This window comes from Grimontia sp. SpTr1, from assembly GCF_947387585.1.
GTDB classification, from domain to species: Bacteria; Pseudomonadota; Gammaproteobacteria; order Enterobacterales; family Vibrionaceae; genus Enterovibrio; species Enterovibrio indicus.
Genome location: NZ_CANDOD010000004.1, coordinates 1 through 25,547, shown reverse-complemented (window position 1 = coordinate 25,547; position 25,547 = coordinate 1). Strand labels below are relative to the sequence as shown.

The following is a 25,547-nucleotide window of genomic DNA, read 5'->3' as shown; positions in this document are numbered from 1 at the left end:
TATGCGCAATATCTCAGTAGGTTTCGCCATGACGTTGCTGGTGATAGGAAACCTCAGCGCAACGTTTTCCGATGCGCTGGTCAAAACCATGGAAGGAGGGCCAGACGGCGCCATCTTCCAGTTCGCGCTGTTTCGTCAGGTATCTGCCGTGCTCATTTTGCTGCCTTTCTGTTTGACGGCACCTGTGAAGAATTTGACGTTGGGACTGAAATGGCACGCACTGCGCGCGCACATTTGGTTGCTTGGTGTGTTCTTTGCGATTGTGGCACTCACGACCATGCCACTGGCAACAGCGAATGCGATTTTCTATGCGGCACCCTTGGTCATGCTTCCGCTTGCGGCGATCTTTTTGAGAGAGAAACTCTCAGTAGCATCTATCATTGCTGCCGTGGTGGGGTTTATTGGTGTATTAATTCTGGTGCGTCCAACCGAGTTTAGCTGGGCGGCGATGTCCGCACTGATTGTGGCTGTCACGCTGGCCATCAACAACCTGTTGATCCCGAAAATTCCGCGCGTTCAGACGGTGCCACAAACTTTGCTGCTGCATAACTTGATTGGTATTCCAGTCGCGTTCGCATTGGCACTTTATGAAGGTATGCCGTTCAGTCTGGACTTGTTCTGGCGTGCTGCTGGCTCGACCGCTTTCATTCTGGTTTACGCCGCGACCTGTGTGATCGCGTATCGCGCAGCAGAAAGCAACAAGATTGCCAGTGCCGAATACAGCGGCTTGGTGTGTGCGGTTGGTGTGGGCTTGGTTTTCTTCGGTGAAGTGCCGGATATGCTGATGGTGGTGGGTACGACCCTGATTGTTGTACCTCTGCTTTGGCTGGCAGGACGTGAGAAACGAAAGTCGCGCAAAGCCAAAGCGGCTGCACTGGAAAAAACGCCAGAAGAGATTGCTGAGCCAGCATAACTGAACGAAGAACAGAGAACCTAAAACGCTCCCACGCTTGCAAAACCGAGGGAGCGTTTTTTTATCCCCAGCCGCAAAACGAAATGCATTTTTCTTAATTTGAATACTGGAAGGCGAAATGCTGGGCAGATTGGTTGAACTGCCAGAAGACAGTCAATAAAGTGAGGCAAAACAAAAGAAAAGTGAGGGTAGGGATAACCCCTTCACACGGTTGGCAAAGGAATCTCTCATGTATAAATACGTCTTCGCAGCGTTATTGCCAGTGATCTTCGCTGGCTGCTCGTCTTCAGAAAAACCGACCTTTGATATCGCGGCTCAGCAGGAGAAAGAGCAGGACGCCGCGAAAAAAGGAGAAGTGCTACCGGAGCCCGCTTCTCTGTATTTTGTCAGTAGCAACGACTCACAAGACTACGATCCCGAGTGGGACGATACTCAAAAAACTAACCAACAGAAGCTGCTCATTGCCAACGGCGACCATGAAGTCACTCTCTTCACGGATCATCTGGAATGCAAAGACCCGATGGGGCTGAGCATGGAAAGTCTGGGCACCAAGAGCATGACCATGCCGCGGGGCGAGAAAGTAACGTTGAATGTGTCTTTCCACGCTAACAGCTTTGCCGCGGGTGGTGCGTCTTGTGTGAACACCTTTACCTTCAACGTCGATGAAGGGAAAAGCTACACAGTGAACCATAAATTCAGCTTGGAAGACGGCCTATGCACTGTGTCGGTGTTTGACGATGAAGCCAAAGCCGCGATTGATGTGTTTGCCCGCAAAGGCCCTTACCTTTGCACTCCTGAAGATCTGAATGAAGACAACGCAGCCCAACGTATTGAGTTGAGCGCGGGTCGCTTCTAATCCTTTAATTTCGCCGGAATGTTAGCGACCAAGTAACTAATGAGCGCTTTCAATCTGGCGGGTTGGTGCCGATCTCTGTGATACAGCAAATAGAGTGGCACCTTATCCACCTTCCATTCTGTAAACACCGACTCGAGTTTTCCTTCTGCTTCATAAGACGTGCAATATAGTGCGGGCAAGCGACATATCCCGTTCCCCTGAAGCGCCGCGTTCAAAAGCACGTGACCGTTTTTACATTGTAAATGGCCGTGTACTTCCACATCGGTATGCTGCTCTGGGTCGTCGGATTTCACGTATCGCCACTTGGTGACAGACCCGGTCAGACAGTCATGTTGTTGCAATTCTTTTGGGTGTGATGGCCTTCCTTTGCGCGCGAAATAGTCCGGAGAGGCGTAGGTGCCTATCTTGATTTCTCCCAGCTCACGGCCAATCAGCAATGAATCTGCCAACGCCCCCATTCGAAGCACTAAATCAAAACGGGACTGCACCAGATCAACCCGTTCTGAGCTGAAATCAAGCTCGATACTGATCTCCGGGTTTTCGGCGCAGAAGGCGTGTATCACATCGCCAATCAAAGACTCTCCCAAGATGCCGCCAACACAGTTCACCGCAATATGGCCACGCATCTGATCAGCATCGTTGCTGGCGAGAGTTATCGCTTCATCCAGTTGTGACAGTGCAGCCCGGCAGCGGCTAAAGAAGGTTTCTCCTGCCGCGGTTAAGCGCTGAGATCGGGTCGTACGGATGATCAGCTGTACACCCAACCTGGCTTCCAATTGGCTTAACTGGCGAGACATATGGGCGCGGGAAGCATTCAGCGACTCTGCGGCTTTCGAGAAGCTACCGGTCTCTGCGATGGCTACAAAGGCGCGGATGTCACTCAGGCTTTCGCCGAGGATTTCTTTATTGGTGTTCATTTGGTAACACTGAGTTTTATTGTGACATATATATCAACAATGATGACTTATTTAGAATGCAGCCTCAACCAAAACAACAAGGTCTTTGAGGAAGAACATCATGAAAAAGTTGGCTGTCATTACAGGTGCAAGTTCAGGTATCGGTGAAGCGATCGCAAAACAACTGTCCGCACTGGGTCACCCGCTGCTGCTGGTGGCGCGCCGTGTCGAGCGTTTAGAAGCGCTGAACCTGCCAAACACCCTTTGTCGTAAAGTCGATGTGACTGACAAAGCCGCATTCGAAGCAGCAATTAAAGAAGCCGAGGCGGAATACGGCGAGGTAGACCTACTGGTGAACAACGCAGGTGTGATGCTGCTGGGTGATGTAGCGACACAAAATGCCGCAGAGTGGCAAACCATGTTCAACGTGAACGTTGTTGGCTTGCTGAATGGCATGCAGGCAGTGCTTGAGCCAATGAAAGCGCGCAACGGCGGCACTATTGTAAACATCAGCTCAGTGGCTGGCCGCAAAACCTTCCCGAATCATGCGGCTTACTGCGGCACTAAATTTGCGGTTCACGCGATTTCTGAAAACGTGCGTGAAGAAGTGGCGGACGCCAATGTTCGTGTCATCACCATCGCCCCTGGCGCGGTAGAAACCGAGCTGCTTTCCCATACCACCAGCGATGAAATCAAAGCAGGTTACGACAGCTGGAAAGACGAAATGGGCGGCGTTCTGGCTGCAGATGATATCGCCAGCACCGTTTGCTATGCGTACTCCTTCCCACAAAACGTGTGCGTGCGTGAGATTGTGATCACCGCTACACGTCAGCAGCCTTAACTGGAAAGTCCAGGAGTTTCGCAGCGCCACTGATTGTGGCGCTATCAATACAAAGGGGAAGGTATGCAGATTTTCAACGCTGATTTCATCTTAGTTTGGAGTGATATCGTGCGAGTTTAAAAGAACCTGAGTATTGGTGTGTCCCTCCTCAGTAAGTTGGCTGAGCGCGATAGAAGTCCTCGTTGAACGCCAAACTGCCCCACATAGCATGAGCGTGAGCGCAAATTACCGTTTTTTCATCCACGAAATCTTCAGTCAGCGTGTCTGATTCTGGGTGATACTGATAAGTAGATATCCCTAGTTCGGGCCTCAGAACAACGACTTTATTATCTGCCGTCATCCAACCGAAATTTTTACCCCTTTGCATCATGGCACGTTGATTTTTTGTAGGGACGTCTTTGGTGAGGTCGTAACCTATCATTGGATTGATGCTGCTGATACCAGCGAGTGACAGTAGTGTCGGGGGTAGATCAAGTTGGCTGGTTAAACGGGAGTCAAACCTTGGCTCAATGCCGCCACCAAGAATAATAGCGGGGATCCTGAAGTGACCGATGGGGACTGGCAAATCTCCGGTTGCCCTAGCATCATGGTCTGCCACAATCAGGAAGATGGTATTGTTCCAGTAGTTTGACTTTTTGGCTCGTTCAATAAATTTGCCTACTGCATAGTCTGCATATTTTACGGCGTTCTCCACCGTGTTTTTGGGGCTGTTAAATGGCGTTATCTTGCCATCAGGATACTCAAAAGGGCTGTGATTCGAAGAGGAGAACACCAAACTGAAGAAGGGTTTGTCCTGTTCCTCTAACTGAGTAAACAGCGTATCTGCTTTATCATAGAGATCTTCGTCTGAAGCCCCCCAAGATCCAACAAACTTTGGCTCGTCGAATGTTGGAAAGTCCTGAATATCAGTAAATCCGTTTCCTAGGAAAAAGTTCTTCATGTTGTCGAAATGGCTTTCCCCACCATAGATGAATTGAGTGTGATACCCCTGAGATTTTAGTAAATCAGCGATAGTAAAAAAGTTGGTCTGACTTTTTCCTAGTTTGACGACAGATCGCGCGGGTGTCGGTGAGAAACCTGTTGTCAAAGCTTCAATACCTCTGACAGAACGGGTGCCAGTGGCATACATACGGCTGAACGCCCAACTCTCATCAATCAGTTGGTCAAGATAGGGTGACGTATTTATGCCTCCTAAACGGCTAATATAGCGGGAACCATGACTTTCAAGCAGCAGGATAACGATGTTCTTGGGTTTCCCTTGATAGGAAGCCGTACGCTTTGTAAGCGTAGGGGCATTCGCTGAAATAAACGCTTCGTTCTTCACCAGCATATTTTGTTGTACTTCTCTAATGATTTGTTCTTCACCCATTGGTGGGTAAAACTTGAATGCATTGGCTTCTGAACTCATTTGTTTGGCGGCAAATATCAGGGAATAGGATGAGTTGAGTGTGAGGTCATTGATTAGTGGATCGGTTGAAAATGACACCATGGCTGGATTAAGGGGACGATGTCCGAAGCTGGATCGCGCTCCCATGACGCCAATAGCAACCACACAAAGCGCTATCAGAGGGCGCCAGTACCATTTGGGATAAGAGAGGTGACTGACTAAGCGCTTTGACCAGCGCCAGCCCAGTATTACCGTAGAGACTGACACGACCAAGCCGATGAAGAGTTCTAATTTGTAGCCACTCCAAAGCATGCCAAACACTTCTTTGGGATAAATCAGATATTCGATAAAGAGGCGGTTGGGGCGTAGGTCATATTCAATGATAAACGGAACGGTGGCGACTTCCATGTAAACCACAAGCCAAAGTCCGGCAGTGATCCAGATACGCAGGGTGAAATGCCATATCCTCCCCAATAAATGCTCACCTGAAAGTAACGAGGATAGTAGTGAAGGCAGGATGAGCAGATAGGAAACACTTGAAATATCAATACGAAGTCCGCTTACCAGAAGGTGCCCCCACCCCTGTGCTGCATTGACTCTATCTATCTGCCAGACTGCGAGTGCCATTCTGGAGATGAGCATCAGTAATAAAACGACGAGTGCTGTTGCTGCAATGGGGTACAAAGGCCCTAGGTACTTTTTGAATTTGTTCATCAGAATACTCATATCACTTCATAAACTGCGAGAAATGAAACTGCGCACTATTCATTCACGATAATTTGGATATGAATGAATCACACGCTCCATAAATAAGATGTCAGCGGTTATTAGAAATACCGAAAATACGTTCTATGGTTTTGTTGGGAGCTCGACGGGTTCTTCTTAGCGGAGGTCGAATTGGGTAAAGTGAGATGGCAGGGTTGCTATAACCGTAAAAAAAGCCACCTTTACGGATGGCTTCTTAAAGATATTTTGTTATCGCTTATGGGCTACCCATACCCGAGAAAGAGCGTAGGGAGTATCAGCGATATTGCGGGCACAAAGGTGATGATAAGCAGTGCGCCTATCAACACGGCAACCCAAGGCAAAATACGCCTGGCTATCCGCTCGAAGGGTATTTCCCCCACCTGTGCGGCCATAAAGAGGTTTGCCCCCAAGGGTGGAGTAACAAAGCCGATGGCGAGCGCCACGATCATCACAATACCAAAGTGCACCAAATCAACCTGTAGCTTGGTTAACACAGGCAACAGCACTGGCGTTAGGATGACAATGGAAGCGAGGGTTTCGAGGAAGGTACCGATAATCAGCAGTAAGACCAAAATCGCCACCAGCACCAAGTATTTGTTCTCTGTGATTGAAAGAACAAACTGTGCTAGCTCTGTCGGAATTTTCTCTAGCGCGATGATACGACCGAACGCCACAGACGCACCGATGATCACCAGCACCGCTGACACCAACATGGCTGATTCCAGCATTATCTTTGGCAGTGCTTTGAGCGGTAATTCGCGATAAACCAGACAAGATACCACCAAGGCATAGACGACTGCCACGGCAGATGACTCCGTGGGGGTGACAATACCGCCGTAGATCCCGCCCAGAATCACCACGGGCATAATCAGCGCTAGCTTCGCTTCGTTTAGCACGTGGAAAATCTCTTTCCCAGTGGCGGCTGGCCGTTGCTCTGCCATGGTTACCTGTGTGGCCTGCTTGCGATACAGGTAGTTGTAGGTCATCAGGGTTAAAGCAATAACAAGCCCCGGCAGGATCCCTGCCATAAAGAGGGCGGTCACTGATACCCCTGCCGCTACCGCATACACAATCATGACCACAGAGGGTGGGATCATCACACCCAAACCTCCGGCACTGGCGACCATTGCACCAGCATAGGCACGGTCATAGCCACGTTTCACCAAGGCTGGAATCATGGCCAACCCGACTGCTGCCACAGTGGCAGAGCCTGTGCCTGAAATGGCTGCGAAGAACAGACATGCCATGATGGTTACCGTACCTAAGTCCCCCGGCGCACGTCCGAACAGGGTATCGGCGACTGCGATTAAACGCTTGGAAATACCGCCTTTACTCATCACATTACCTGCCAATGTAAACAACACCACAGCAATCAGGGTGAAACTGTTGATGCCACTGACAAGTCCTAGCGCATAGAGGTCGGGTTTTAAAAACGGTATGTACATGATTGCCACGAGAGAGGCTGAGCCAAGCGCAATGCCGATGGGCACGCCAATCAGGAGCATGACAAAGAAGCTAAGAAAGAGGATCAGAGAGGTCATTGTGGCATCTCCTCATTCTGGTACATGGAGATATCGCCACGTACCCCAATCAGATAGAGAGAGTAAAGCAAACGCAGCGCACACAGGAGACCGGAAAAAATGATCGCTGCATAAAGCACAGACGTTGGCCACTGGGTGGCAGATAAGGCTTTACCCCGGGCAATGGCTTGCTGGGTGATCTCGATGCCCAATACGCAGACCGTGATGGAATAAATCAGGAAAATCGACTCACTGACAAGCAAGATCATGCGCTTGAACTTAGCGGGAAACTTATCGACAAAAAACGTCACGCGCATGTGCCTGTGCTCACGAATGGCATAGCTGATGCCAAAGTAGATGAGATACACAAAACAGATCCTTGCGATTTCGTTGGCAACAACGATGGATGTCGAGAAAGCGAAGCGCGCTATGACGTCCGCAAAAACCATGATGATGATAGTGAGCAGGCTGGCGACAATCACCGTGGGCTCAAAGTATTTCTCAAGAGCTCGGAACATACTGCCTTCCTTGTGCTTTTCTTGCTGGGTTTGGGATAGAAGCGGGCTTAAGCCCGCTTGCTAACAGGGAGGGTTATTGCGGGTTCAGGTTCGACATGAACTCGTCATAAAAGTCGCTACCGACTTTCTGTCGGATATCCTGCTCAATCGCTGCATTCATGGTTGCCCCCAAACGCTCACGATCTGCCAACGGAAGTTCGTTCACCTTGAGCCCTTTTTCTTTCAGAGCGGCCAGCGTTTCGTTGTTGGTTTTCATGGTGAGGTCGCGCTCAAGCACGATGGTTTCACGGGCGACTTCGTCGATAAGCTTGCGGTCTTTATCACTGAGATCGTTGTACCAATCCAGATTCGCCATCCAGAGCTCAGGCCAATAGATGTGGTTTGTCAGGGACACGTAATCCTGCACTTCGAAGAAGCGTTCTACGAGCATGGAAGACAGTGCACTTTCCTGACCGAAAATCAGGTTCTGTTGAAGGGAGGAATAAATCTCACCCCATGCCAGCGCAATCGGTACGGCATCAACAGAGCGCCACGCTTTAATCGCGATAGGGTTGTCTGCTGAACGCATTCGTAGACCTTCAAAGGCCTCGTAGCTGTCGAGCGGGGCGCGGTTGTTGGTAAAGCTTCGAAAGCCCAGCTCCATAAAGCCCATGGATTTGAGACCTTGCTTTTCCATGGCTTTAGCGAGTGACTGCCCGGCCTCTCCGTCGAGTACATTACGCGCGGTGTCTTCGTCTGCAAACAGCAAAAACTGGTCAAGCACAGCAAGCTCGTTAACGGTGGAGGAGAGATGCACTGACGCGCCAGTGGCCATGGTGATATTGCCGGATTGAACCAGCTCGGTCATTTCGCGCACTCCACCAAGCTGGCCGCCTGGATAGATTTCCACTTCAATCTCGCCGTTAGAGCGTTTTTCGATTTCCTTTTCGAAATAGAGCAGCGATTGGTGAATTGGGGAGACTTCCGGTGTGGCATGGCCTATTCGAATCGTAGTGTCGGCAAAGGATGCGGTAGAGGTGAGTAGCCCGGCTATGACAGTGATCATCAGTGACAACTTCATGGTGTACTCCTTGTGTTTAGCCGTATTGCGTTGATTGTGAGGAAATGGGCAGCAACATGCTGCCGTTGGAAATCAGGTACGAACGCGTTCGAACTCTGCCCAAGCCTGCTCAAACCGCTCGAAATCAAAGCCTTCTTCTTTGGCGGCTTGCAGGACAATTTGCTCATTGCGGAGCAAAGTTTCTATCGCGTCTTGAAGCTTGGGAATGATGTCTTTGGGAATGACGACAGCACCGTGCCTGTCTGCATGGATCAGGTCGCCTTCATTGACGGTCAAGCCAAACACGGAAACGGGCTCGCCAATGGATTCGATGTGCACGAACGCATGACTTGGACCAATGGAACCTGCCAGAACCGGAAATGCGTCGGGCAAATCGCCCAAATCCCGCATCACGCCATTGGTGAGCACGCCTGAAATGCCAAAGCCCTTGTGCACATTGGTATTAATCTCGCCCCAGAAAGCGCCCACTGCGTTGGGATAATCCAAGTCTTCAATCACAGTGACCGAGGGGAAAGGGCCTTGCGACATATATTTGTAGTACTGCATGCGCAGCGCTTTAACGTCTTCCGGCGGTAAGCTGGAAGGCTCAATGGCGGCAATCTGCGCCGTTTTCGCATAGCCCACCATGGCTTTGCTTTCAGGATCAGAAGCGAGCAGGGTGCCACGGGAGTATTGGTCAAAGCCGCGTTGACCTTGCGCCACTTCGATGGCATTGCAGACAGTGGGCGTGTCGACGCTCAACAAGAGCTTATAGAGTGGTTTATCCATTAACGTTTCAACCAGGCGTTCAGTGCGCGCGTGGTTGCCTCCGGTTTTTCAAGCGTGGGCAGATGCCCGGCAAAAGGAATGACGACAAAGTCTGCATGTGGAATCAGCGACTTCATGGTGTCGTGTCGGTCTCTCGGACAGAGCTGGTCGTCTTCTCCCATCAATATCAGGGTAGGAACGGTTACCGCGCGCAGTGTGCCCTGCTGATCCGGGCGATCGCGAAGGGCGAGAGACTGGTTAATAAAGCAGGTATCACCGAGGTTGGCTGCCATCTCAAGGCACAGCTTTTCGATATCAGGGCGCGGGATGTCTCGGTGAACGTATTTGGGGATCATGACCTCTTGCATCACGTCCAACATTTCACCGTTAGCGGTGCGAGCAAGGTGCGCTTTCCTGCCCTCTTTCACTTCGTCAAGTTCAGCGCGGGGGTTGGTGTCCATCAAAGCGAGTCGGGTGATACGCTCCGGTGCCTGACGAAACACTTCCATTGCCAGTATGCCACCCATTGACAGCCCACCCAGCGCGAACTTCTCGGGGGCATTTTCCAATACTTCCGCTGCGAGCGCCGACATGCTGTCATGACCATCGATATTCATCACGATCACTTCACGTTCTTCGCCCAATGAAGCAACCTGATGCTCAAACAGGCGGTGATCGCACATCATGCCGGGAAGCAGGACTAATGGCTCATTCATACGTTTTCCCCAGTCCAAGTCAGGCCTGCTGGGTCATCAGTGCGTGTGACGCGAAAAAGGCTGGCTTCACCGGAGGCAGTGACCTTGAGTGAGTAGTCGGTACCTCCGGGAAGCCAAATAGTGTCTCCAGGATTGAAGATTTCTGTCTTGCCTTGCCAACTGACAGACCAATGTCCTCGCATCACCATTAGGACCACGTCTTTTTCTGCGTGAAGTGTTTCGGGCAGCGGTGACTGACGGGAAAGAAAATCGACTTCAAAACCCGGTTTGTCGATTAATAACCCATGCTCACCAATCACTTTTACGGCTCCCTGAGCAGCCATTGCCATCATGTCCCAGTAACGGGCAACGTAGTGTTTGACGACGGTGGTGGCATCAGGACGCAACAGGGCATTTAGCCAGTCCTGCTCTGGCAATGGCATCTCGAGCTCATCATCGGGCAGAGCTTCGTCTTTCTTGGTGTCATACAGGCGACCCGTTTCACCCAGCACTAAACCGTGGGCTTGTGCTGCTTCGCGAACGTGCGGTGCCCAAATGACGCCGCCGCCGGCATCATCGCCACCCAGTATCGACATGATCATTCCGTAATCGCTACCGATGTTTTCAAAGCCACGGAATAAGCGGGTAGGAATGTTGAAAATGTCCCCTTCTTCGAGGATGACTTCACCGTCTTCTCCGGTTTCTCCCCAAAAGAAACGCCAGCGTCCTTTCAGGACAAAGAACACCTCCGCCGTGTTGTGGGAATGCAGAGAGTTGAAACAGCGGGGAGGTTGGCCTGCCGCGCCAATATTGAAGCCCGGCGTGGCTTTGATGTGGACGTGTTGATCAGGGCTTTCAGAGACGCCACCGCCAATAATGGTGAAATTTTCTTTTTCAGAAGAACCTGGCGTGTGCGCGTCGATAAAGGCTGTACGACACGGGATCAATTCGCCGAATCTCACCCATTGAGGCTGTTCCATTATTTTCTCCTTGTAGGCGCGAGCCTGATAACTGACTTCAACCTGTGTGAAGCGCGATCTGTTTCCATATCGCCGTTTCATCAAACAACACGAATTCGCGTCTGATACCGTAAGGGCCAAATTCCACATGCGCTGCTGCCATCAAGTAAACATCTGCACCGCTTGGCTGACCGAAGTGGCCCCAACCCTCATGCTTTCCGTGAAGGGAAAAGCGGATCGCCGCGCGGGGTGGCATCATTGGGTCGTCGCGCCCAATCTGGTGTTCAATCTTGAATGTGGCATTGGGGAAGCTGGCGCGAAGGCCAATCCAGAATTGGTCGATTGCGCCCCATGAGTTGACTGTCAGCCCACCTGGATATTCCGCCTGACAAGCGCGGTCATAATCATCGGGAATGCAGGAAAACTCGGCATTCATCATGCGGGTTAACACCTCGGCGTAACGCTGTCCCCATTCGTTGTCGTTCCCCTTACCGAGATAAGGGCCTTGCTTGTCCATCGCGGGCGTGAAGGGGCGGGCGCAATGTTCGTGTCCCCCCTGATCGGCGATTTGCTGAATAGCGAAAGCTTTGGGGTCGTGCCCTAACTGACGCACGATGGCGCCCAGATCCCGGATGAGCCATTCGTCGTTAATTTGATTGTTGATGGCGTGGCAGTCAGCAATGATGCGGTAACGAAGCTTTTTGCCCGTTGCTGCGCCGAATTGTCCATCGCCCATGTGCGTTGCTTCGGACAAAATACGGTGTGATGAGAGCATGCCGTCTTCTGGCGTTCCGCTCCAAATAACATCTTCGCCATACAAGGTTCTGTCTGGGAATTCATTGAGTGTGCCAGCCGTTTGGGCAATCACATCTTTGTTGCCAATGGTCAGTCCGGCAGGGGAGCGGACGACGATGTCTTCACCATAGTAATCATGAAGCGAAGCGAGATTGCGCCCTTCCCAAATTTCATGCGTTATTGAGATGATGTAGTCGGGAAAGTCGACAAACTTTTCGTCAAAGCCCTTCATGATGTGTATCCCTTCGGTAATCTGGCTGAGCCGCGGACGATCAACGGCGAACCAATAGCAACCTTCTGAGGTGCATCGTTCTCATGGCTGATCTGTTGCAGCAAAATTCTGACGGTTTCACTCACCATGATGTCGGCGCGTTGCGCCAGTGTGGTGAGGTTGTAAGCAGGCCATGAAGCGGCGGGAACATCATCAAACCCAATCACGGACACGTCTTCTGGAATGCGTAAGCCGAGCTCAAAACGGATGGTGTCCATGACGGCCAAGGCCATGTGATCGTTGGCGACAAATACAGCGTCGGGCGGATCGTTCTTGAACATCGCGCGGGTTGCCTCACGAGCTTTGTCCATGTCGAACATGCCATCGCCTCGGGAGTGAACATCAATACCTGCCTGCTGCAATCCTGCACGGAAACCAATTTCCCGGTCACGTTGGGTGGATGTGCAATCCAGCCCGGCAATGTAGCTGATTTTTTTATGGCCACCTGCGACAAGAAACTCTGCAGCAGCAATGCCGCCACTGAAATTGTCAGAGGTGACAGAAGAGAAATCATCGCCTTGTTGGGAGCGGTTAAAAAGAACGATAGGCACACCCACTGAGCGACAGCGTGCAGCGAGCTCCGAGGATAAATCGACGGATGCGGCGATGATGCCATCGACCTGATAATCCAGGATCTCTTCAATCACTTCTTCGATAACACTATCGGAGTTGTTCGCCATGAAGATCAGGACGTGGTAGCCCTGCTCCTGTAGCTGATTGGAGAGCTTTTCCAGCGCGTCGGGATAGAACTGGTTATTGAGGTAAGCGACAACCAAGCCAATGACCCGGCTTTTGCCCGAGACCATGGCGCGAGCTAAAACGTTTGGCCTGTATCCGAGCTCTTCTGCGGCCTTCTTGACCTTCTCGATGGTTTTTTTCGACGCCGAACCGCCCGGTGTAAACACCCGGCTGACGGCGGACTGGCTGACGCCTGCGCGTTTGGCGACGTCGGTTGAGGTGACTTTATCGTTTGCCATTATTCTGCTGTCCAACCTCCGTCTACTTTCAGCGAGGTTCCTGTCACCATGGCTGAGGCATTTGAAGCGAGATAAACCACAGCGCCCATCAAATCTTCCACTTCGCCAACGCGGTCGAGTTTGATGTGGCTTTCTATCCAGGCGCGCTTTTCCGGGTCCGCAAACGTCGATGCAGTGAGGTCGGTTTTGATGAAAGTGGGGCAAACGGTGTTCACGCGAATGCCTTGTTTCCCCCACTCGATTGCCATGGCTTTGGTAAATCCTTCGACGGCATGTTTGCTGGCGCAATAAACGGCGCGATCAAGACCACCCACATGTGCCATCTGGCTGGAAATTGAAATCAGGCTGCCCGGCTTGCCCGCGGCAATGAGCTTTTTGGCGGCAAACTGGAACAGGAAATAGGCCGCTTTCACATTCAGGTTGAAGACCTGGTCGTAGTCATCGGACTGGGTATCAACAGCGGGTGAGTGCTTGGCCAGGCCTGCTGAGTTGAGTACCACATCAAAAGGTTCGCGGGCGTTCATTTCACGCTCCAACGCAGCAAGATCTGTCATGTCTAAGGGCAGCGCTTCTGCATGTAACCCTTCGTCGGCCATGGCTTGCTGAAGGGCAATGAGCTGGTCTTTTCTACGTGCCATCAAGGTGACATGTGCGCCTGCTCGCGCCAGAGCCGTGGCGCACGCGAGACCGATCCCTGACGATGCGCCCGTGACTAATGCACGCATGCCAGTGAGATAAAATGAAGGGGTTTTGGGCAGGGCAATGGTCATAATACTTCCTTTGGTAATTCGACCGCGCGGTGCGGTCTGGCTTTGTTGAATTCCTTCAGTCTGCCAAAAACGTCTACGCCGAGCTGGGCGTAAACATCTAAAAGGTCAACCAAAACCCAGTTTTCAGCGATCTTCCCATCTTCGATACGCCAGAAGTCCAGACTGCGCAGCGAGACCTGTTGACCGGAGGGGGCGATTCCCAGCCAGCCATCGGCACTGAGCGTTTGTCGCATGTTTGGCCAGCCCGTGACCGCGACATAGTTGTCTTGTTCGAACAGGTGAATATCCGTTTCACTGTGTACTTTTCCCCTATCAGGCATCGCGTTGAGAAAGGGGATTTGATGCCAATGACGAAAACCTGAAAGCCCACGGCAAGTGCCAATACCCGCTGGGCCATACCAAGTCAGATTTGGGTGCCAATAATGTGTTAAGTTCATCACCTCGGGGCCACCTTGGGTGGGGTGACGGATCAGGTCATTAAGCATCGCTAAAACAAGCTTGGCGTTGGATGGCGTATCATCCGTTTCAGGCGATAACGCTTTCACACCATCTTGGGTCGCTGGCCCCGGAACCAGTCCTTCCCGTCCTAACGACGGCGCCATTGGCCAGGCATTGGCTTGCATCATCACTTCGACCACATCCCAGATGGTCTGCACCTGAACGATGCGATCATCAGCAATCTGATAGAACTCGTGATAGCGCATGTGGGTGAAGTGCCCGGTGGGTGGAATATCCAAAAACGGACTGAGAAAGGTGCCGCAGTAATAGCCGCAGCAGCCAATCCATTGCTGACCGTGTTGGTCTTTTCCACGAATGACGATGGCATCCCGACGCTCAAGATCCGGCATGGCTTCAAGCAAAGGCTGATAGCTTTGAATAATCCATTGCGACGCACCTGTCATGTCCCCAAAAGGGTAGCTCATGTGGATTACAGCATTGGGGTCGAACAGCCCTTCGGCGGCGGCTTCCAGCGCGCCAAGTTCGGCGTTTCTCTGAGACTGACGCCAGCGAGAAAAGGCGTCGGTAATGCGGTGATTTTCCATCGTCACGGACGCTTATCCTCTTGCCGCAGCTTCGCCGTATGGCACGTCTTTGTTGCCATAGCGTCTTACTCGCACGTTGCACTGCTCCGCATGGCCAACAAAGCCCTCGAGCATGCAAAGACGTGAGCCATATTCACCAATCAGGGTTGCGGCCTCATCGGTCACGATTTTCTGGTAGCTGTGTGTCTTGAGGTACTTGCCTACCCATAGTCCACCGGTATATCGGCCAGCTTTCTGGGTCGGCAGGGTGTGGTTGGTGCCAATCACCTTGTCACCGTTGGACACATTGGTACGTGGGCCAAGGAACAGGCCGCCATAACAGGTCATGTTGTCGAGGAACCAATCGTCCCGGTCGGTCATCACCTGTACGTGCTCATAGGCTTTTTCCTCAGAAACGGCGAGCATTTCCTCGTAGGTATCGCAGAGAATGATCTCGCCATAATCACGCCAACTGACACTGGCGGTGTCGGCGGTGGGCAGGATGTTCAGAATACGTTCGATTTCCGCCATGGTTTCGGTCGCCAGCTTTTCACTGGTCGTGACTAGCGCAGCAGGTGAGTTGTAGCCATGCTCTGCCTGACCGAGAAGGTCTGTCGCACACATTTCGGCGTCCACGGTATCGTCAGCGATCACCATGGTTTCTGTTGGCCCGGCAAAGAGATCGATACCCACGCGCCCGAACAACTGGCGCTTCGCTTCTGCCACAAAGGCATTACCCGGACCGACGAGCAGATGCACCGGCGCGATGGTTTCGGTGCCCAGCGCCATCGCACCCACAGCCTGAATGCCACCTAACACATAGATTTCGTCGGCGCCGCCTAGATGCATCGCTGCGACAACTGCAGGGTTAGGTTCACCATTAAACGGCGGTGTACAGGCAATTACGCGTGGCACGCCAGCAACTTTGGCGGTAGCGACAGACATGTGCGCTGAGGCCACCATGGGGAATTTTCCACCCGGGACGTAACAGCCCACGCTTTGTACTGGAATGTTTTTGTGTCCAAGAATGACCCCTGGAAGCGTCTCCACTTCCACATCACTCATTGACGCTAACTGCACTTTAGCGAAATTAGTGACCTGCTCATTGGCAAAGCGGATATCTTCCATGTCTTCTGGCGAGACTTTGGCGATGATGGCTTCGATGTCTTCTTTTGAAAGCAGGAAAGATTCGGGTGCGTAATTGTCGAATTTGATCGCCAGTTCACGCACTGCTGCATCACCTTCTTGTTCAATTTTCTTCAGGGTATCTGCGACGATCTGGACGACTTTTTCGTTGTCGCTCTCTCTATCAGATTCCGATTTCCCTGATTTTAAATATCTGACTGTCATGTATTTTTCCTCTAAAGGCGGTAGTGCGTGAGAATTAAGAAGCCGGTGATGGCGGGACTTTTTCGTTGCGATCAAATGCTTCCCATCCTTCGCCGTTAAAAACATCGACGCCGAGTTGGGCGAGTACATAGGGAAAGTCCACCATGACCCAGTTGTCGACGATTTTGCCGTCCTGTACTTTCCAAAAATCCATGTAGCGGATTTCGACTTCTTTTCCGGTCGGTGCCACGCCCATGAATGTGCCGGTATGCTTGGCGGTTTGATGACCAAATGCGGCTGCCCACTCACCCATGTAAAGTCTCGCCTCGTCTACGCAAACTTTGTCTGAAAAGGCAGCCTGAAAGGGTTTTTGCCAGTTCCTCTGAAATGCTTCCAACCCATGTTTGGTGCCACAACCCTGATTACCGAACCAGCGAAACCCTTGCGAGAAGAATTCGCCGATGTCGGCAATGCGGTGATCGTTAAGGCCATCGACCATCGACTCGATAACCTGACGGGTTTCATCCGTCTTGGTCATGTCTGTGTCTTTGGTGAGCGTGGCCTGTTCGGGTCTTGAGCCTTTCATTTAAGCTGACTCCGGTTGAGAGAGCCGTTCGCCCGTTTCTGCGTCGAAAAGATGACAAATACTGGCGGAAATTGTGGCGGAGAAAGGTTGGCCAATGTCGGTGACATACTCTTTATCCGCTTTGACGGCGACGAGTTCATCATTGACCTTGACAGTGATCATGGTGGCATCACCCAACAGCTCGATGGAGAAGACCTTGGCGTTAATGCCGCTGGACGTTTCACTGCCATCAGTGACAACGGCATCTTCAGCACGGAACCCCAGCGTGATGTTGCCGGAAAGGCTTGTATCCAACCCTGTGATGGTGACGTTCTCTGCGGTAAACACTCCGCCCGCAATCTTGCCTTTCATCAGGTTCATCGCGGGTGAACCAATAAAACTCGCCACAAAGGTGTTGGCTGGGTAGTTATAAATCTCTGTCGGTGTGCCCACTTGCTGCACGTTACCTGCGCTCATTACCACCACACGATCTGCCAGCGTCATGGCTTCAATCTGGTCATGGGTGACGTAAATCGTGGTGATTTGCAGCTCGTGGGAGAGGTTCTTGATTTGCGCCCGCGTTGAAACGCGCAGTTTTGCATCCAGGTTCGAGAGCGGTTCGTCCATCAGGAACACGTTGGGCTCGCGAACAATGGCGCGTGCCAAAGCGACGCGCTGGCGCTGACCGCCGGACAGATCCGCTGGGCGGCGGTGTAGGAAATTAGTGAGCTCGACCATTTCCGCTGCACGCATCACTTTTTCATCATGGGTGGCCGGGTCGATGTTGCGAACTTTCAGCGGAAAGCGGATGTTCTCGTACACGCTCATGTTGGGGTAAAGCGCATAGCTTTGGAAAACCATGGCGACGTCTCTGTCTTTCGGCTCAAGGTCGTTCACTACCTTGCCATCAATCAATATTTCCCCGCTGGTCGCTTCCTCTAGCCCGGCAATCATGCGCATGGTGGTGGTTTTACCGCAGCCTGATGGTCCAAGTAAGACCAGAAACTCCTTGTCAGGAATGGTCAAATCGAAATCTTTGACGCCGATAAAATCACCCCAGCGTTTATCGATATGACGCAACTGCACTTCAGCCATGATTGCTCTCCACGTTGAACGAAACTTAATGGGTACGTATTCAAAATAAGCAGAGAAATATGATTTTTAGAATATGAAAAATAGTGATGTTTGAGTGCTGTCACACAAATAAATTTACTTGGTATTAATTCTTAATAATAAGAAAATCAATAAAATCATTGTTTTGTAAATGAATGATAAATATCATTATTTTAATATATTTGTCATTTTTCAATAAGTTAAAAACAAATATGGCCGCGCAATTTTCACTCAAGTTAGAAAGAAAGATTTCTTGATAAAAAAGAATAAAACTACAAACCTTCTTTTTGCATACGTATCTATTTCTGTCTGGATTTGAAGTCAGGCAAGTTAGTGAGAGACGCAATCGTTAGTTATTGCTTATCGGATGAAGTAGGAGAGCAACATGAATTGCAGCGTAAAAGGGATAGCCATGGCGAGTTTGCTCGCTATCACCCATCAGGTGACAGCCGCAGACGGGTGCGGTGCAGGGGAAGGAAACGTCAACATATTGTCGAATGACTTTCCCGCATTGCACGCGGTAGCAGCGCAGGCTGAGGGATGTGCCACGGACAAGCTGAGCGTGACCAAAAACCAAACCAAAGACCACCGTGACCTACAAAACGCCGCGCTGAAAGCGAATCCTGCCAAGTACTCCACAGCCGTTGTATCAACCAGTTCTATTGTGCCGTTACTGAATGAAGGTCTGATCCAGCCTCTCGACGACATGGTGGAAAAATACGGGCAAAGTCTTCAGCCGTCACAGTTGATCAAGATTGATGGCAAGGTGATGGCTGTGGCCTTTATGGCGAATTCGCAACACCTCTTTTACCGCAAAGATATCCTCGAAGAAGCGGGTGTCGAACCACCGAAAACCTTTGAGGACATGATTGCTGCAGGCAAGAAAATTCAACAGATGGGACTGATGAAATACCCTGTCGCTCTGAATACCAAAACCGGATGGAATCTCGGTGAAGAGTTTATCAATGTCTTTAGTGCCACCGGAGAGAGCTTCTTCAAACCGGGCAGTGCGATTCCGAACCTTAACAATGCCAATGGTGTGAAAACGCTCAATACGCTCAAAGCTCTGACGCAGCTTTCTAACCCTGACTTTTTGACCTTTGATTCCAACAGCACCCAAGCTTTGTGGGAAGACGGAAAAGTCGCGCTGGCACTTTTATGGGGCTCGCGGGCGACTGCGATTCTGGATGGTGAAGGTTCCAGCCCAGAGATCGTCGCCAACACAGTACTCACCAATACGCCAGTATTCTCTGGTGGCAGTACACCGGGTGCGACGCTCTGGTGGGACGGATGGACAGTAGCCAGTAACCTTTCCCCGCAAGACGCCGAGGCAACGTTCAAAGTCATGACCCATGCCATTTCGACAGAGATGATGCAGGCCAACCAAGAAAAAGCGGTGTGGTTGATTGAAGGCTATGAGCCGGATGCGTCCGCAATGGGAGTAATTGCAACGGTTCAAGAGCAAGCTAACCCTTACCCTATGTTGCCTTACATGGGTTTGCTGCACTCCGCGTTAGGTGCAGAACTGCCTGACTTCCTCTTAGGTAACGAATCTGCAGAACAAGCGCTTAAGGATGTAGAAGCGGCTTATATGACCTCTGCACGAGAGCAGGGTTTTCTGTAATCACTTAGCTTCTGTCATTGAGACGGTTCTCTGGCAACAAGGCCCCGGAGGGATTCGGGGCTTACCGAACGAAAGGTGGAGCTCATGCCACATCGCACATTCTTAAAATTCATGTGGCCATCGTTATTGGTCATGTTTTTGCTCATCGCCTTGCCGATCGTTTCTGTATTTGTTCAGTCGCTTTATGTGGAACACGAGCAAATTGTGTTGGAAACGGAAAACTGTGGTCCGTTTGGCTGTAAAACCACGGTTGCGGTTGATCGCGAAGCGACAGACAAACTTCGCGAAGAAGAGCCGCTCGGGCGTTTTAACGGCATGGATACCTACACTAACCGAAGCCATCTGGCTTTTCAGGAGTTAGGCGAAGCGTGGGATGCTTCATCTTCCATGGGTGACTTTGTCGATCGCATGATGAACCTGCCGTTTTACAAAGCGCTGGTCTTTACGCTGGCGTATACCTTCATCGTCACGCCGTTGGTCATCGTATTGGGGCTGGTGGTGGCGCTTTGCGTGAACGCATTGCCCAAGTTAGTGAAAGGGCCCACGATCTTCCTTTCGTTGCTCCCCATGATTGTGACGCCATTGATTGGCTCACTGATTCTGTTCTGGATGATTGACGCCGATGGCGTTATCGGGGCGACCCTACAAATCTGGTTTGATGACGACAGTCTGTCATTGAAAGCCTCGCCGACACTGACCTGGATAACACTCTTTATCTACGGCATTTGGTCGTCGGTGCCTTTCTCTTTCATCGTCTTCTACGCTGGTCTTCAGACCGTGCCGACCGATACGCTGGAAGCCTCAATGATTGATGGTGCATCGCGTTGGGAGACGATTCGTTTTGTCGTGATCCCGCATATGGCACCGCTGGTGACTTTCGTCGCCTTGATGCAGCTGATGGATAACTTCCGGGTGTTCGAGCCCATTGTCGGCTTTGCGGCCGAAGCGCACGCAACATCGCTCAGTTGGCTTATCTACAACGATTTGCGTGGCACGGACTCTCAGCTTTTTGGTTCTGCTGCGTCCACATCCATGCTCACCATTCTGGGTGTGGCGATTCTTCTGATGCCTGTGTTCATTCGAACCTGGCGCGATTTCAACCGTAAGTCAGCCTAGGAGACCATCATGGAAGAAGTACGTAAGAAGCCTGTCTGGCTAAAAACGGTCTCGATTGCCTTTGTCATTGTTTGGCTACTCATTGCCGCAGGCCCGTTTCTTTGGACTGCTTGGGGCTCATTCAAAGTGCAGGCAGATTTCTTCTCCAAATCTGATTGGATGAACGCGATTTACGGTGTAAAGACCTTGCTGGAAACGGGCTCCGAGTTCACGGGGCAAGGTTACTATGGCGCATGGATTGAGCAGGATTTCTGGCTCGCTGCCATCAATACCTTTGTGGTGGTGTTTTCCGTGGTCATCATTTCCCTGACCATTGGCACCTTGGGTGGTTACGCGCTGGCTCGCTCCGGTTTTCGTTACTCGCTATGGATTTTAATGATTGCCTTGGTGCTTCGCGCCATGCCGCACATCACCTTGGTTTCGGGTTACATGCTGCCATTCTTCGAATGGAATTTGTGGGGGCATCTTGGCACCACCATTATTGTGCTGGTGGCCATTAACCAACCCTTCACGCTGTGGATGCTTCACTCTTTTTTCCTCAACATTCCAAAAGACATGGATGAGAGCGCAATGGTGGACGGCTGCACCCGATTCCAAGCCTTCAAGCACGTGATTATCCCTGTGATGTGGCCGGGCGTGATCACCACAGGTTTGTTCAGCTTCCTGCTGGCCTATAACGACTTTGCCGTTACGGGCATGCTGCTCAGTCAGGAAAACCAAACCATGGTGCCGAAGATTGCCAGCTTCCTTGGCACCACGCAGGTGGAAGGTAACGTGATGTTTGCGGTTGCTGCGGTGGTGTCGGCGATGATCCCGCTGTTTTTCCTGGTTCTCTTCTTCCAAAAACAAATTGTGTCTGGCTTAACTGCTGGTGCAGTGAAAGGGTAGGTGGTGTTGTCAGTGCTACAACAAGCGAAAGAGAAAGTGTGGTCGTTTTATCAAGCATTGGAGGCTGCTTCAGGCGATGAGTTGGAAGCTGTTTTCGGCGAGTTTTGCTCGCCGGATTACCGCTTTCGGGGCTGCCATCCCTTTAACGAAATCGACAATGCCAGTGATGTTATCAAGACAGTCTGGCAGCCATTGAAAGTCTCCTTCCGCGCGCTTCAGCGTCGTCAGGATATTTTCATGGCAGGTGAAAATAGCCTCGATGAAGATGGCAGTGTTTGGGTGGTGTCGATGGGCCATCTGATGGGCTTGTTCGATCAACATTGGCTCGGCATACCCAGAACAGGCCGCATGGCATTCTTGCGCTATTGTGAGTTCACACAAGTCGTGGACGGCAAGATCGCTCAGTCTGCTTTCTTTGCGGATATCCCCGGTGTCATGGTCCAAGCGGGGGTGAATCCTTTCCCACCGCAGAGTGGCGCGCAGCTTATACAGCCTGGGCCGATGACCCATGGTGGCATCATGACAACCCTTCAACCCGCACAAGAAGGGGCGAAGACGCTTGATGTCATCAACAAGATGATTTCCGACTTGGGCAATTGGGACAACAAACTGAGTCTGGAAGAAGAGCTGGCGCTCACCTGGCACGACGACATGATTTGGTGGGGGCCAACGGGTATCGGCGCTAGTTACACCATCGAACGCTATGCCAAGCAACATTCGGGTATTTTCAGAGCCAGCTTTTCCGACCGCATCTTCAACGGTCATGTCTGTAAGTTCGCCGAAGGGCATTTCGGCGGATTCTTCGGATGGCCGAATCTTAGCCTGAAACCCTCGGGTGGCTTTATGGGGATGGCGGCGAGTGACAATTACTTCGACATGCGCGTGATTGATATCTACCGCCGCGATGGCGATAAGCTGGCTGAAAACTGGGTGTTTATAGACTTACTGTATTTCTTCCACCAACAAGGCATCGACATTCTGGCGAGAAACCAACAGCTGAGTGCGGATAGTCAGAGTGATGTGACCAATAGGTTTTACTGACTTCTGCATATTGGCAATGGTATGGGCTAAGCACGGCCTTTGAAACAGCACAAAGGCAGCACGGGCGAGTAGGGTGGTGTAGCGTATAATTGGACAATTGTGGGTTAGGGGTTGTACCCGTAGCAGCTCACTTCGGATAAGTTGAGTTTGGGCAAAGAATGGATTTTAAGGGTCGGCTGCTCAACACTTCTTCTTATTTGTTAGGCTTAACGTTCTCCATTTATCTGCCTTGCAAAATCTGCGTGAAAGCTGATTAGCTCAATACCATCAATTGCTTTTATTGATGCATTGTTGCTTTCAACAGTACAGAAAGGCGGATAAACGAATAGCAGCTGACCAACCTTTAGCTCCAAATCGCTTGGAATATTCAATCTTTCAATTGGGTCCTCTTCTACCCAAGCCAAAAACTGCTCCCAAGTACAACCAAATTCATCAATCTCACCAGTTTCAGCATTCAACTTAACTACCAAGTTATCTCGAATAAGGAATTGATCGCCAAAGCAATCCTGAGCAATCGGAAAATCGCTTGCTTTAACTTCTCGATACAAGTTGTGGAGAGCAAATTCACCTTCTAAAAAGGTATTAACATTTAGCAAGCGTTCTTGTGCATCATGAGAGCGAACCTGAAGACCACCTGAATATAATATTTTCATAGTTTCCCCTGTAAGCCTAACGCCCAAAGCAAGCGCGCGTTTACGCGTCGCTTTGCCTTTGATTGTTATGTGCTAATTGCCGAAATACACTCTTCGCGAGCGCTCCATACCCTATCAAATTCAGCCTCACCAAATTCTCTGCGCACGTACTCTCTATGATATTCCTGCTTCTCAGCTCCTATTCCCTGAGGTTCAATAACTTTCTCAGTCAGAAATTCAGCGATTTCCTCTTCAGCCTGAGCTCCATGTCTAGTCAAGTCGATCCTACTTCCACTATACCGCAGATAGCAGTGTGCCTCAGGTATGTATGCTAATCCATATTCACTTAGAACATCCCCAACACCTGGAGTATTATTCTCGTGCATGAGATAAATGCCAACAATAAGATCAATATCTAAAGCCAGCTCGTTCGACAAAGCCTTCAACAGTGCATGCTTGGTACTACAAGCACCTTTTCCTTCAGAAAGTACCAAATCCCAATTCGATCGATCACTCGTCCTCCCATAAGGAAGCTTCCATACATATTCACAGGCCTCATGAAAGTCAGAAACACCAACCTCCCGAAACATATTTGAATACTTCCCTGATTTCAGAAGTTCTCTATTTGGAATAGATTTATACATAATTCTCTCTTTGCACATAACGTCGCAATAACGGGCGCTTATCAAACCGCCCAAAACCGCTTTAATACCTTGTATTCACAACACTTTGAAAAGCTTTCGCATTGACAAAGCGTCCCGCGTTGATTGCCTTGTTATATGCAATTTTTTATGGCATCAAATTCTTTCGCTGCCATGGTTGGTATAAACTCCGTCACTTCATAGTCAGCCACATTCGAGATATAAAATGGATCTTCTTTTATTATCGAGTCCACTTCTGCTTTATTAATAGCATTTACAAGTATAACTCCTCCTGTTCGAGGAACTTTTCGCCCTGAAGCAATAAACTTACCTGCCGCATAATACTTTTCAAGGAATGTAACGTGAGCTTCAATATATTGATCAACTTCTGATAATTCCGCTTTGTATGTTAAGGATACGATAAACACTTAACTCTCCATTGCATATAAAGCCACAAACGGCCGCCGCAGTAAGCAACGGCCTGCATTTCAAAGCCGATGCTTACTGCGGTCGGTTGCTTTGTCTTGTTAACTGCTGTATTCGTTGGCAGCACTAATATTAAAAATGAAGTAAGCTGATTTAATATACCACTCACTCCACGGAACAGTATTTTTGAAGCCAGAAAACATGTAGTAGCCATTTTCGTATTTTGCTTCCATTATTTCATCCAATGGAAACTCCGGTTCTGGATGAGGTTTTGGAGCCTTAGTATCATCCCAGAATTTTGCGACTTCTTCTGATACATACTCAAAACGTAATTCCGCCTTTTCGATTGACCAGTCTTTACCATTCGATTGCGGGTGGTTACTACTCAAGAATGCGCCGCTGATATTAAGTACTAGATCTCCATCATCACGAGACACACTATCTATTGATGCATCATGAAAGTGAATAAGCTCAAATTGTTCGTCAATCTTCATAGGCAGTTAACGCCTTACTAATGGGCGCATAAATGCTTGGCTAAAATTAGCGACGAAGGAGCGCAAGCCAAGCGTTTTGCGTCCTTTTGAGTAACTTGTTATGTGCATTACTCATATTTTTTCAATACTTCAAAAATCTCTTCTGACAAAGTATTAAATTTACTTTGAATAGAATCTGATAAAACCATGGTATTGTCAAAATCTGGGTTAGCTAGCATTACAATTTCAAAGATAGACCACTCTGGCATTAAGTTTTCGTTTACCCAACTAACACCCTGTAACTTTCTCCAAAAGTTGATCTGTACATCTTTTGTTTGACCCAGCAGCCATAACTCGAAACGTGCTTCTTGGTGATTAAGCACAATTGCCAATTTGAGCTTACGTTTTTTAAGGAAATCGTTTTGCAAATAAAAGTAAGTAAAGTCGATATAGCCGTGCAGTATATTTGCAACCGAAAACTGACCCTTATAGTTTTTATTAAACTCTGTTCTGAGACCTTGTATGATCCCAACAAGGCTTTGATAAATTTCTTGTATTTCCCCGCTAGCAAACACTTTTTTGTAGGAAGGGATCCTGTCATTGATATTCTTTACTGACATTTATCTGTAATCTCCGATCCTTACTGGCACATAACAACTTATTAGCGGGCATAAAGCCCGTTTAGTACAAAATCGAGACGCCCGATTAGTCCGCGTACACTTAAG

The 25,547-nt window shown here is 50.1% G+C and carries 27 protein-coding genes; 7 read left to right on the top strand and 20 right to left on the bottom strand.

The features are described 5' to 3' along the window. Nucleotide 1: 1 nt before the first annotated feature. Both QL223_RS08710 and QL223_RS08705 read left to right on the top strand, forming a co-directional pair. Nucleotides 2-913 carry a DMT family transporter gene (locus QL223_RS08710; protein ID WP_281544502.1) on the top strand — a complete coding sequence of 304 codons (912 nt, stop codon included), beginning with the start codon at nucleotides 2-4 and terminating at the stop codon, nucleotides 911-913. A 229-nt stretch (nucleotides 914-1,142) separates the two neighbouring features. Next, a complete protein-coding gene (locus tag QL223_RS08705) occupies nucleotides 1,143-1,769 on the top strand; it encodes a hypothetical protein (RefSeq protein WP_281544501.1) in 627 nt (208 codons plus the stop codon). On the opposite strand, the gene QL223_RS08700 is transcribed toward QL223_RS08705, so the two are convergent. Beyond that, the gene (locus QL223_RS08700) at nucleotides 1,766-2,686 is read right to left on the bottom strand and encodes a LysR family transcriptional regulator (RefSeq protein ID WP_281544500.1); all 921 of its coding nucleotides are present in this window, start codon (nucleotides 2,684-2,686) and stop codon (nucleotides 1,766-1,768) included. The genes QL223_RS08705 and QL223_RS08700 overlap by 4 nt on opposite strands. Before the next feature lie 100 nt (nucleotides 2,687-2,786). Here QL223_RS08700 and QL223_RS08695 point away from each other — a divergent pair, with 100 nt between their 5' ends. Next, a complete protein-coding gene (locus QL223_RS08695) occupies nucleotides 2,787-3,506 on the top strand; it encodes an SDR family oxidoreductase (protein ID WP_002540605.1) in 720 nt (239 codons plus the stop codon). Nucleotides 3,507-3,654: 148 nt separating this feature from the next. Here the strand turns inward: QL223_RS08695 and QL223_RS08690 are convergent, their stop codons facing one another. From QL223_RS08690 to QL223_RS08625, 14 genes are all read right to left on the bottom strand, one after another. After that, on the bottom strand, nucleotides 3,655-5,607 hold the full coding sequence (locus tag QL223_RS08690) for an LTA synthase family protein (protein WP_281544499.1): 1,953 nt from the start codon (nucleotides 5,605-5,607) through the stop codon (nucleotides 3,655-3,657). Between the two features lie 275 nt (nucleotides 5,608-5,882). After that, entirely contained in the window at nucleotides 5,883-7,181 is a 1,299-nt protein-coding gene (locus QL223_RS08685; protein WP_281544498.1) for a TRAP transporter large permease, read from the bottom strand. Further along, nucleotides 7,178-7,678 (bottom strand): TRAP transporter small permease, encoded by a 501-nt coding sequence (locus tag QL223_RS08680; protein ID WP_281544497.1) that lies wholly within the window; start codon nucleotides 7,676-7,678, stop codon nucleotides 7,178-7,180. The genes QL223_RS08685 and QL223_RS08680 overlap by 4 nt, the downstream gene beginning before the upstream one ends. A 73-nt stretch (nucleotides 7,679-7,751) precedes the next feature. Then, on the bottom strand, nucleotides 7,752-8,738 hold the full coding sequence (locus QL223_RS08675) for a TRAP transporter substrate-binding protein (RefSeq protein WP_281544496.1): 987 nt from the start codon (nucleotides 8,736-8,738) through the stop codon (nucleotides 7,752-7,754). A gap of 72 nt (nucleotides 8,739-8,810) precedes the next feature. Beyond that, a complete protein-coding gene (locus tag QL223_RS08670; RefSeq protein ID WP_281544495.1) occupies nucleotides 8,811-9,506 on the bottom strand; it encodes an RraA family protein in 696 nt (231 codons plus the stop codon). After that, entirely contained in the window at nucleotides 9,506-10,201 is a 696-nt protein-coding gene (locus tag QL223_RS08665) for an alpha/beta hydrolase (protein ID WP_281544494.1), read from the bottom strand. Before QL223_RS08665 ends, QL223_RS08670 begins: the two co-directional genes overlap by 1 nt. Beyond that, entirely contained in the window at nucleotides 10,198-11,160 is a 963-nt protein-coding gene (locus QL223_RS08660) for a cupin domain-containing protein (RefSeq protein WP_281544493.1), read from the bottom strand. Before QL223_RS08660 ends, QL223_RS08665 begins: the two co-directional genes overlap by 4 nt. Nucleotides 11,161-11,197: 37 nt before the next feature. Further along, nucleotides 11,198-12,166 carry an ester cyclase gene (locus tag QL223_RS08655; RefSeq protein WP_002540620.1) on the bottom strand — a complete coding sequence of 323 codons (969 nt, stop codon included), beginning with the start codon at nucleotides 12,164-12,166 and terminating at the stop codon, nucleotides 11,198-11,200. Beyond that, nucleotides 12,163-13,182 (bottom strand): LacI family DNA-binding transcriptional regulator, encoded by a 1,020-nt coding sequence (locus QL223_RS08650; RefSeq protein WP_281544492.1) that lies wholly within the window; start codon nucleotides 13,180-13,182, stop codon nucleotides 12,163-12,165. Before QL223_RS08650 ends, QL223_RS08655 begins: the two co-directional genes overlap by 4 nt. Continuing rightward, nucleotides 13,182-13,952 carry an SDR family oxidoreductase gene (locus QL223_RS08645; RefSeq protein WP_281544491.1) on the bottom strand — a complete coding sequence of 257 codons (771 nt, stop codon included), beginning with the start codon at nucleotides 13,950-13,952 and terminating at the stop codon, nucleotides 13,182-13,184. Before QL223_RS08645 ends, QL223_RS08650 begins: the two co-directional genes overlap by 1 nt. Beyond that, entirely contained in the window at nucleotides 13,949-14,995 is a 1,047-nt protein-coding gene (locus QL223_RS08640; protein ID WP_281544596.1) for an ester cyclase, read from the bottom strand. Before QL223_RS08640 ends, QL223_RS08645 begins: the two co-directional genes overlap by 4 nt. Nucleotides 14,996-15,007: 12 nt before the next feature. Then, nucleotides 15,008-16,324, bottom strand: coding sequence for a histidinol dehydrogenase (hisD, locus tag QL223_RS08635; protein ID WP_281544490.1), 1,317 nt, complete (start codon nucleotides 16,322-16,324; stop codon nucleotides 15,008-15,010). Nucleotides 16,325-16,358: 34 nt separating this feature from the next. Then, a complete protein-coding gene (locus QL223_RS08630; protein ID WP_281544489.1) occupies nucleotides 16,359-16,889 on the bottom strand; it encodes an ester cyclase in 531 nt (176 codons plus the stop codon). After that, a complete protein-coding gene (locus tag QL223_RS08625) occupies nucleotides 16,890-17,963 on the bottom strand; it encodes an ABC transporter ATP-binding protein (RefSeq protein WP_281544488.1) in 1,074 nt (357 codons plus the stop codon). Between the two features lie 403 nt (nucleotides 17,964-18,366). Between QL223_RS08625 and QL223_RS08620 the strand changes: the two genes are divergently transcribed. From QL223_RS08620 to QL223_RS08605, 4 genes are all read left to right on the top strand, one after another. Next, a complete protein-coding gene (locus QL223_RS08620) occupies nucleotides 18,367-19,605 on the top strand; it encodes an extracellular solute-binding protein (RefSeq protein WP_281544487.1) in 1,239 nt (412 codons plus the stop codon). 84 nt (nucleotides 19,606-19,689) lie between these two features. After that, nucleotides 19,690-20,721 carry a sugar ABC transporter permease gene (locus tag QL223_RS08615; RefSeq protein WP_002540629.1) on the top strand — a complete coding sequence of 344 codons (1,032 nt, stop codon included), beginning with the start codon at nucleotides 19,690-19,692 and terminating at the stop codon, nucleotides 20,719-20,721. Nucleotides 20,722-20,730: 9 nt separating this feature from the next. After that, nucleotides 20,731-21,609: a carbohydrate ABC transporter permease gene (locus tag QL223_RS08610; RefSeq protein ID WP_002540630.1), complete on the top strand. Its 879-nt coding sequence runs from the start codon at nucleotides 20,731-20,733 to the stop codon at nucleotides 21,607-21,609. A 3-nt stretch (nucleotides 21,610-21,612) separates the two neighbouring features. Next, the gene (locus QL223_RS08605) at nucleotides 21,613-22,650 is read left to right on the top strand and encodes a nuclear transport factor 2 family protein (protein WP_281544486.1); all 1,038 of its coding nucleotides are present in this window, start codon (nucleotides 21,613-21,615) and stop codon (nucleotides 22,648-22,650) included. 206 nt (nucleotides 22,651-22,856) lie between these two features. On the opposite strand, the gene QL223_RS08600 is transcribed toward QL223_RS08605, so the two are convergent. The 5 genes from QL223_RS08600 to QL223_RS08580 all read right to left on the bottom strand — a co-directional run bounded on the left by QL223_RS08600 (nucleotide 22,857) and on the right by QL223_RS08580 (nucleotide 25,442). After that, a complete protein-coding gene (locus QL223_RS08600) occupies nucleotides 22,857-23,303 on the bottom strand; it encodes a hypothetical protein (RefSeq protein WP_002538519.1) in 447 nt (148 codons plus the stop codon). A 65-nt stretch (nucleotides 23,304-23,368) separates the two neighbouring features. Beyond that, nucleotides 23,369-23,926 (bottom strand): hypothetical protein, encoded by a 558-nt coding sequence (locus QL223_RS08595; protein ID WP_281544485.1) that lies wholly within the window; start codon nucleotides 23,924-23,926, stop codon nucleotides 23,369-23,371. Nucleotides 23,927-24,057: 131 nt separating this feature from the next. Further along, nucleotides 24,058-24,351, bottom strand: coding sequence for a YciI family protein (locus QL223_RS08590; RefSeq protein ID WP_062706538.1), 294 nt, complete (start codon nucleotides 24,349-24,351; stop codon nucleotides 24,058-24,060). 99 nt (nucleotides 24,352-24,450) lie between these two features. Then, a complete protein-coding gene (locus tag QL223_RS08585; RefSeq protein WP_281544484.1) occupies nucleotides 24,451-24,843 on the bottom strand; it encodes a hypothetical protein in 393 nt (130 codons plus the stop codon). Nucleotides 24,844-24,950: 107 nt separating this feature from the next. Further along, nucleotides 24,951-25,442, bottom strand: coding sequence for a hypothetical protein (locus QL223_RS08580; RefSeq protein ID WP_281544483.1), 492 nt, complete (start codon nucleotides 25,440-25,442; stop codon nucleotides 24,951-24,953). Between the last annotated feature and the right edge of the window lie 105 nt (nucleotides 25,443-25,547).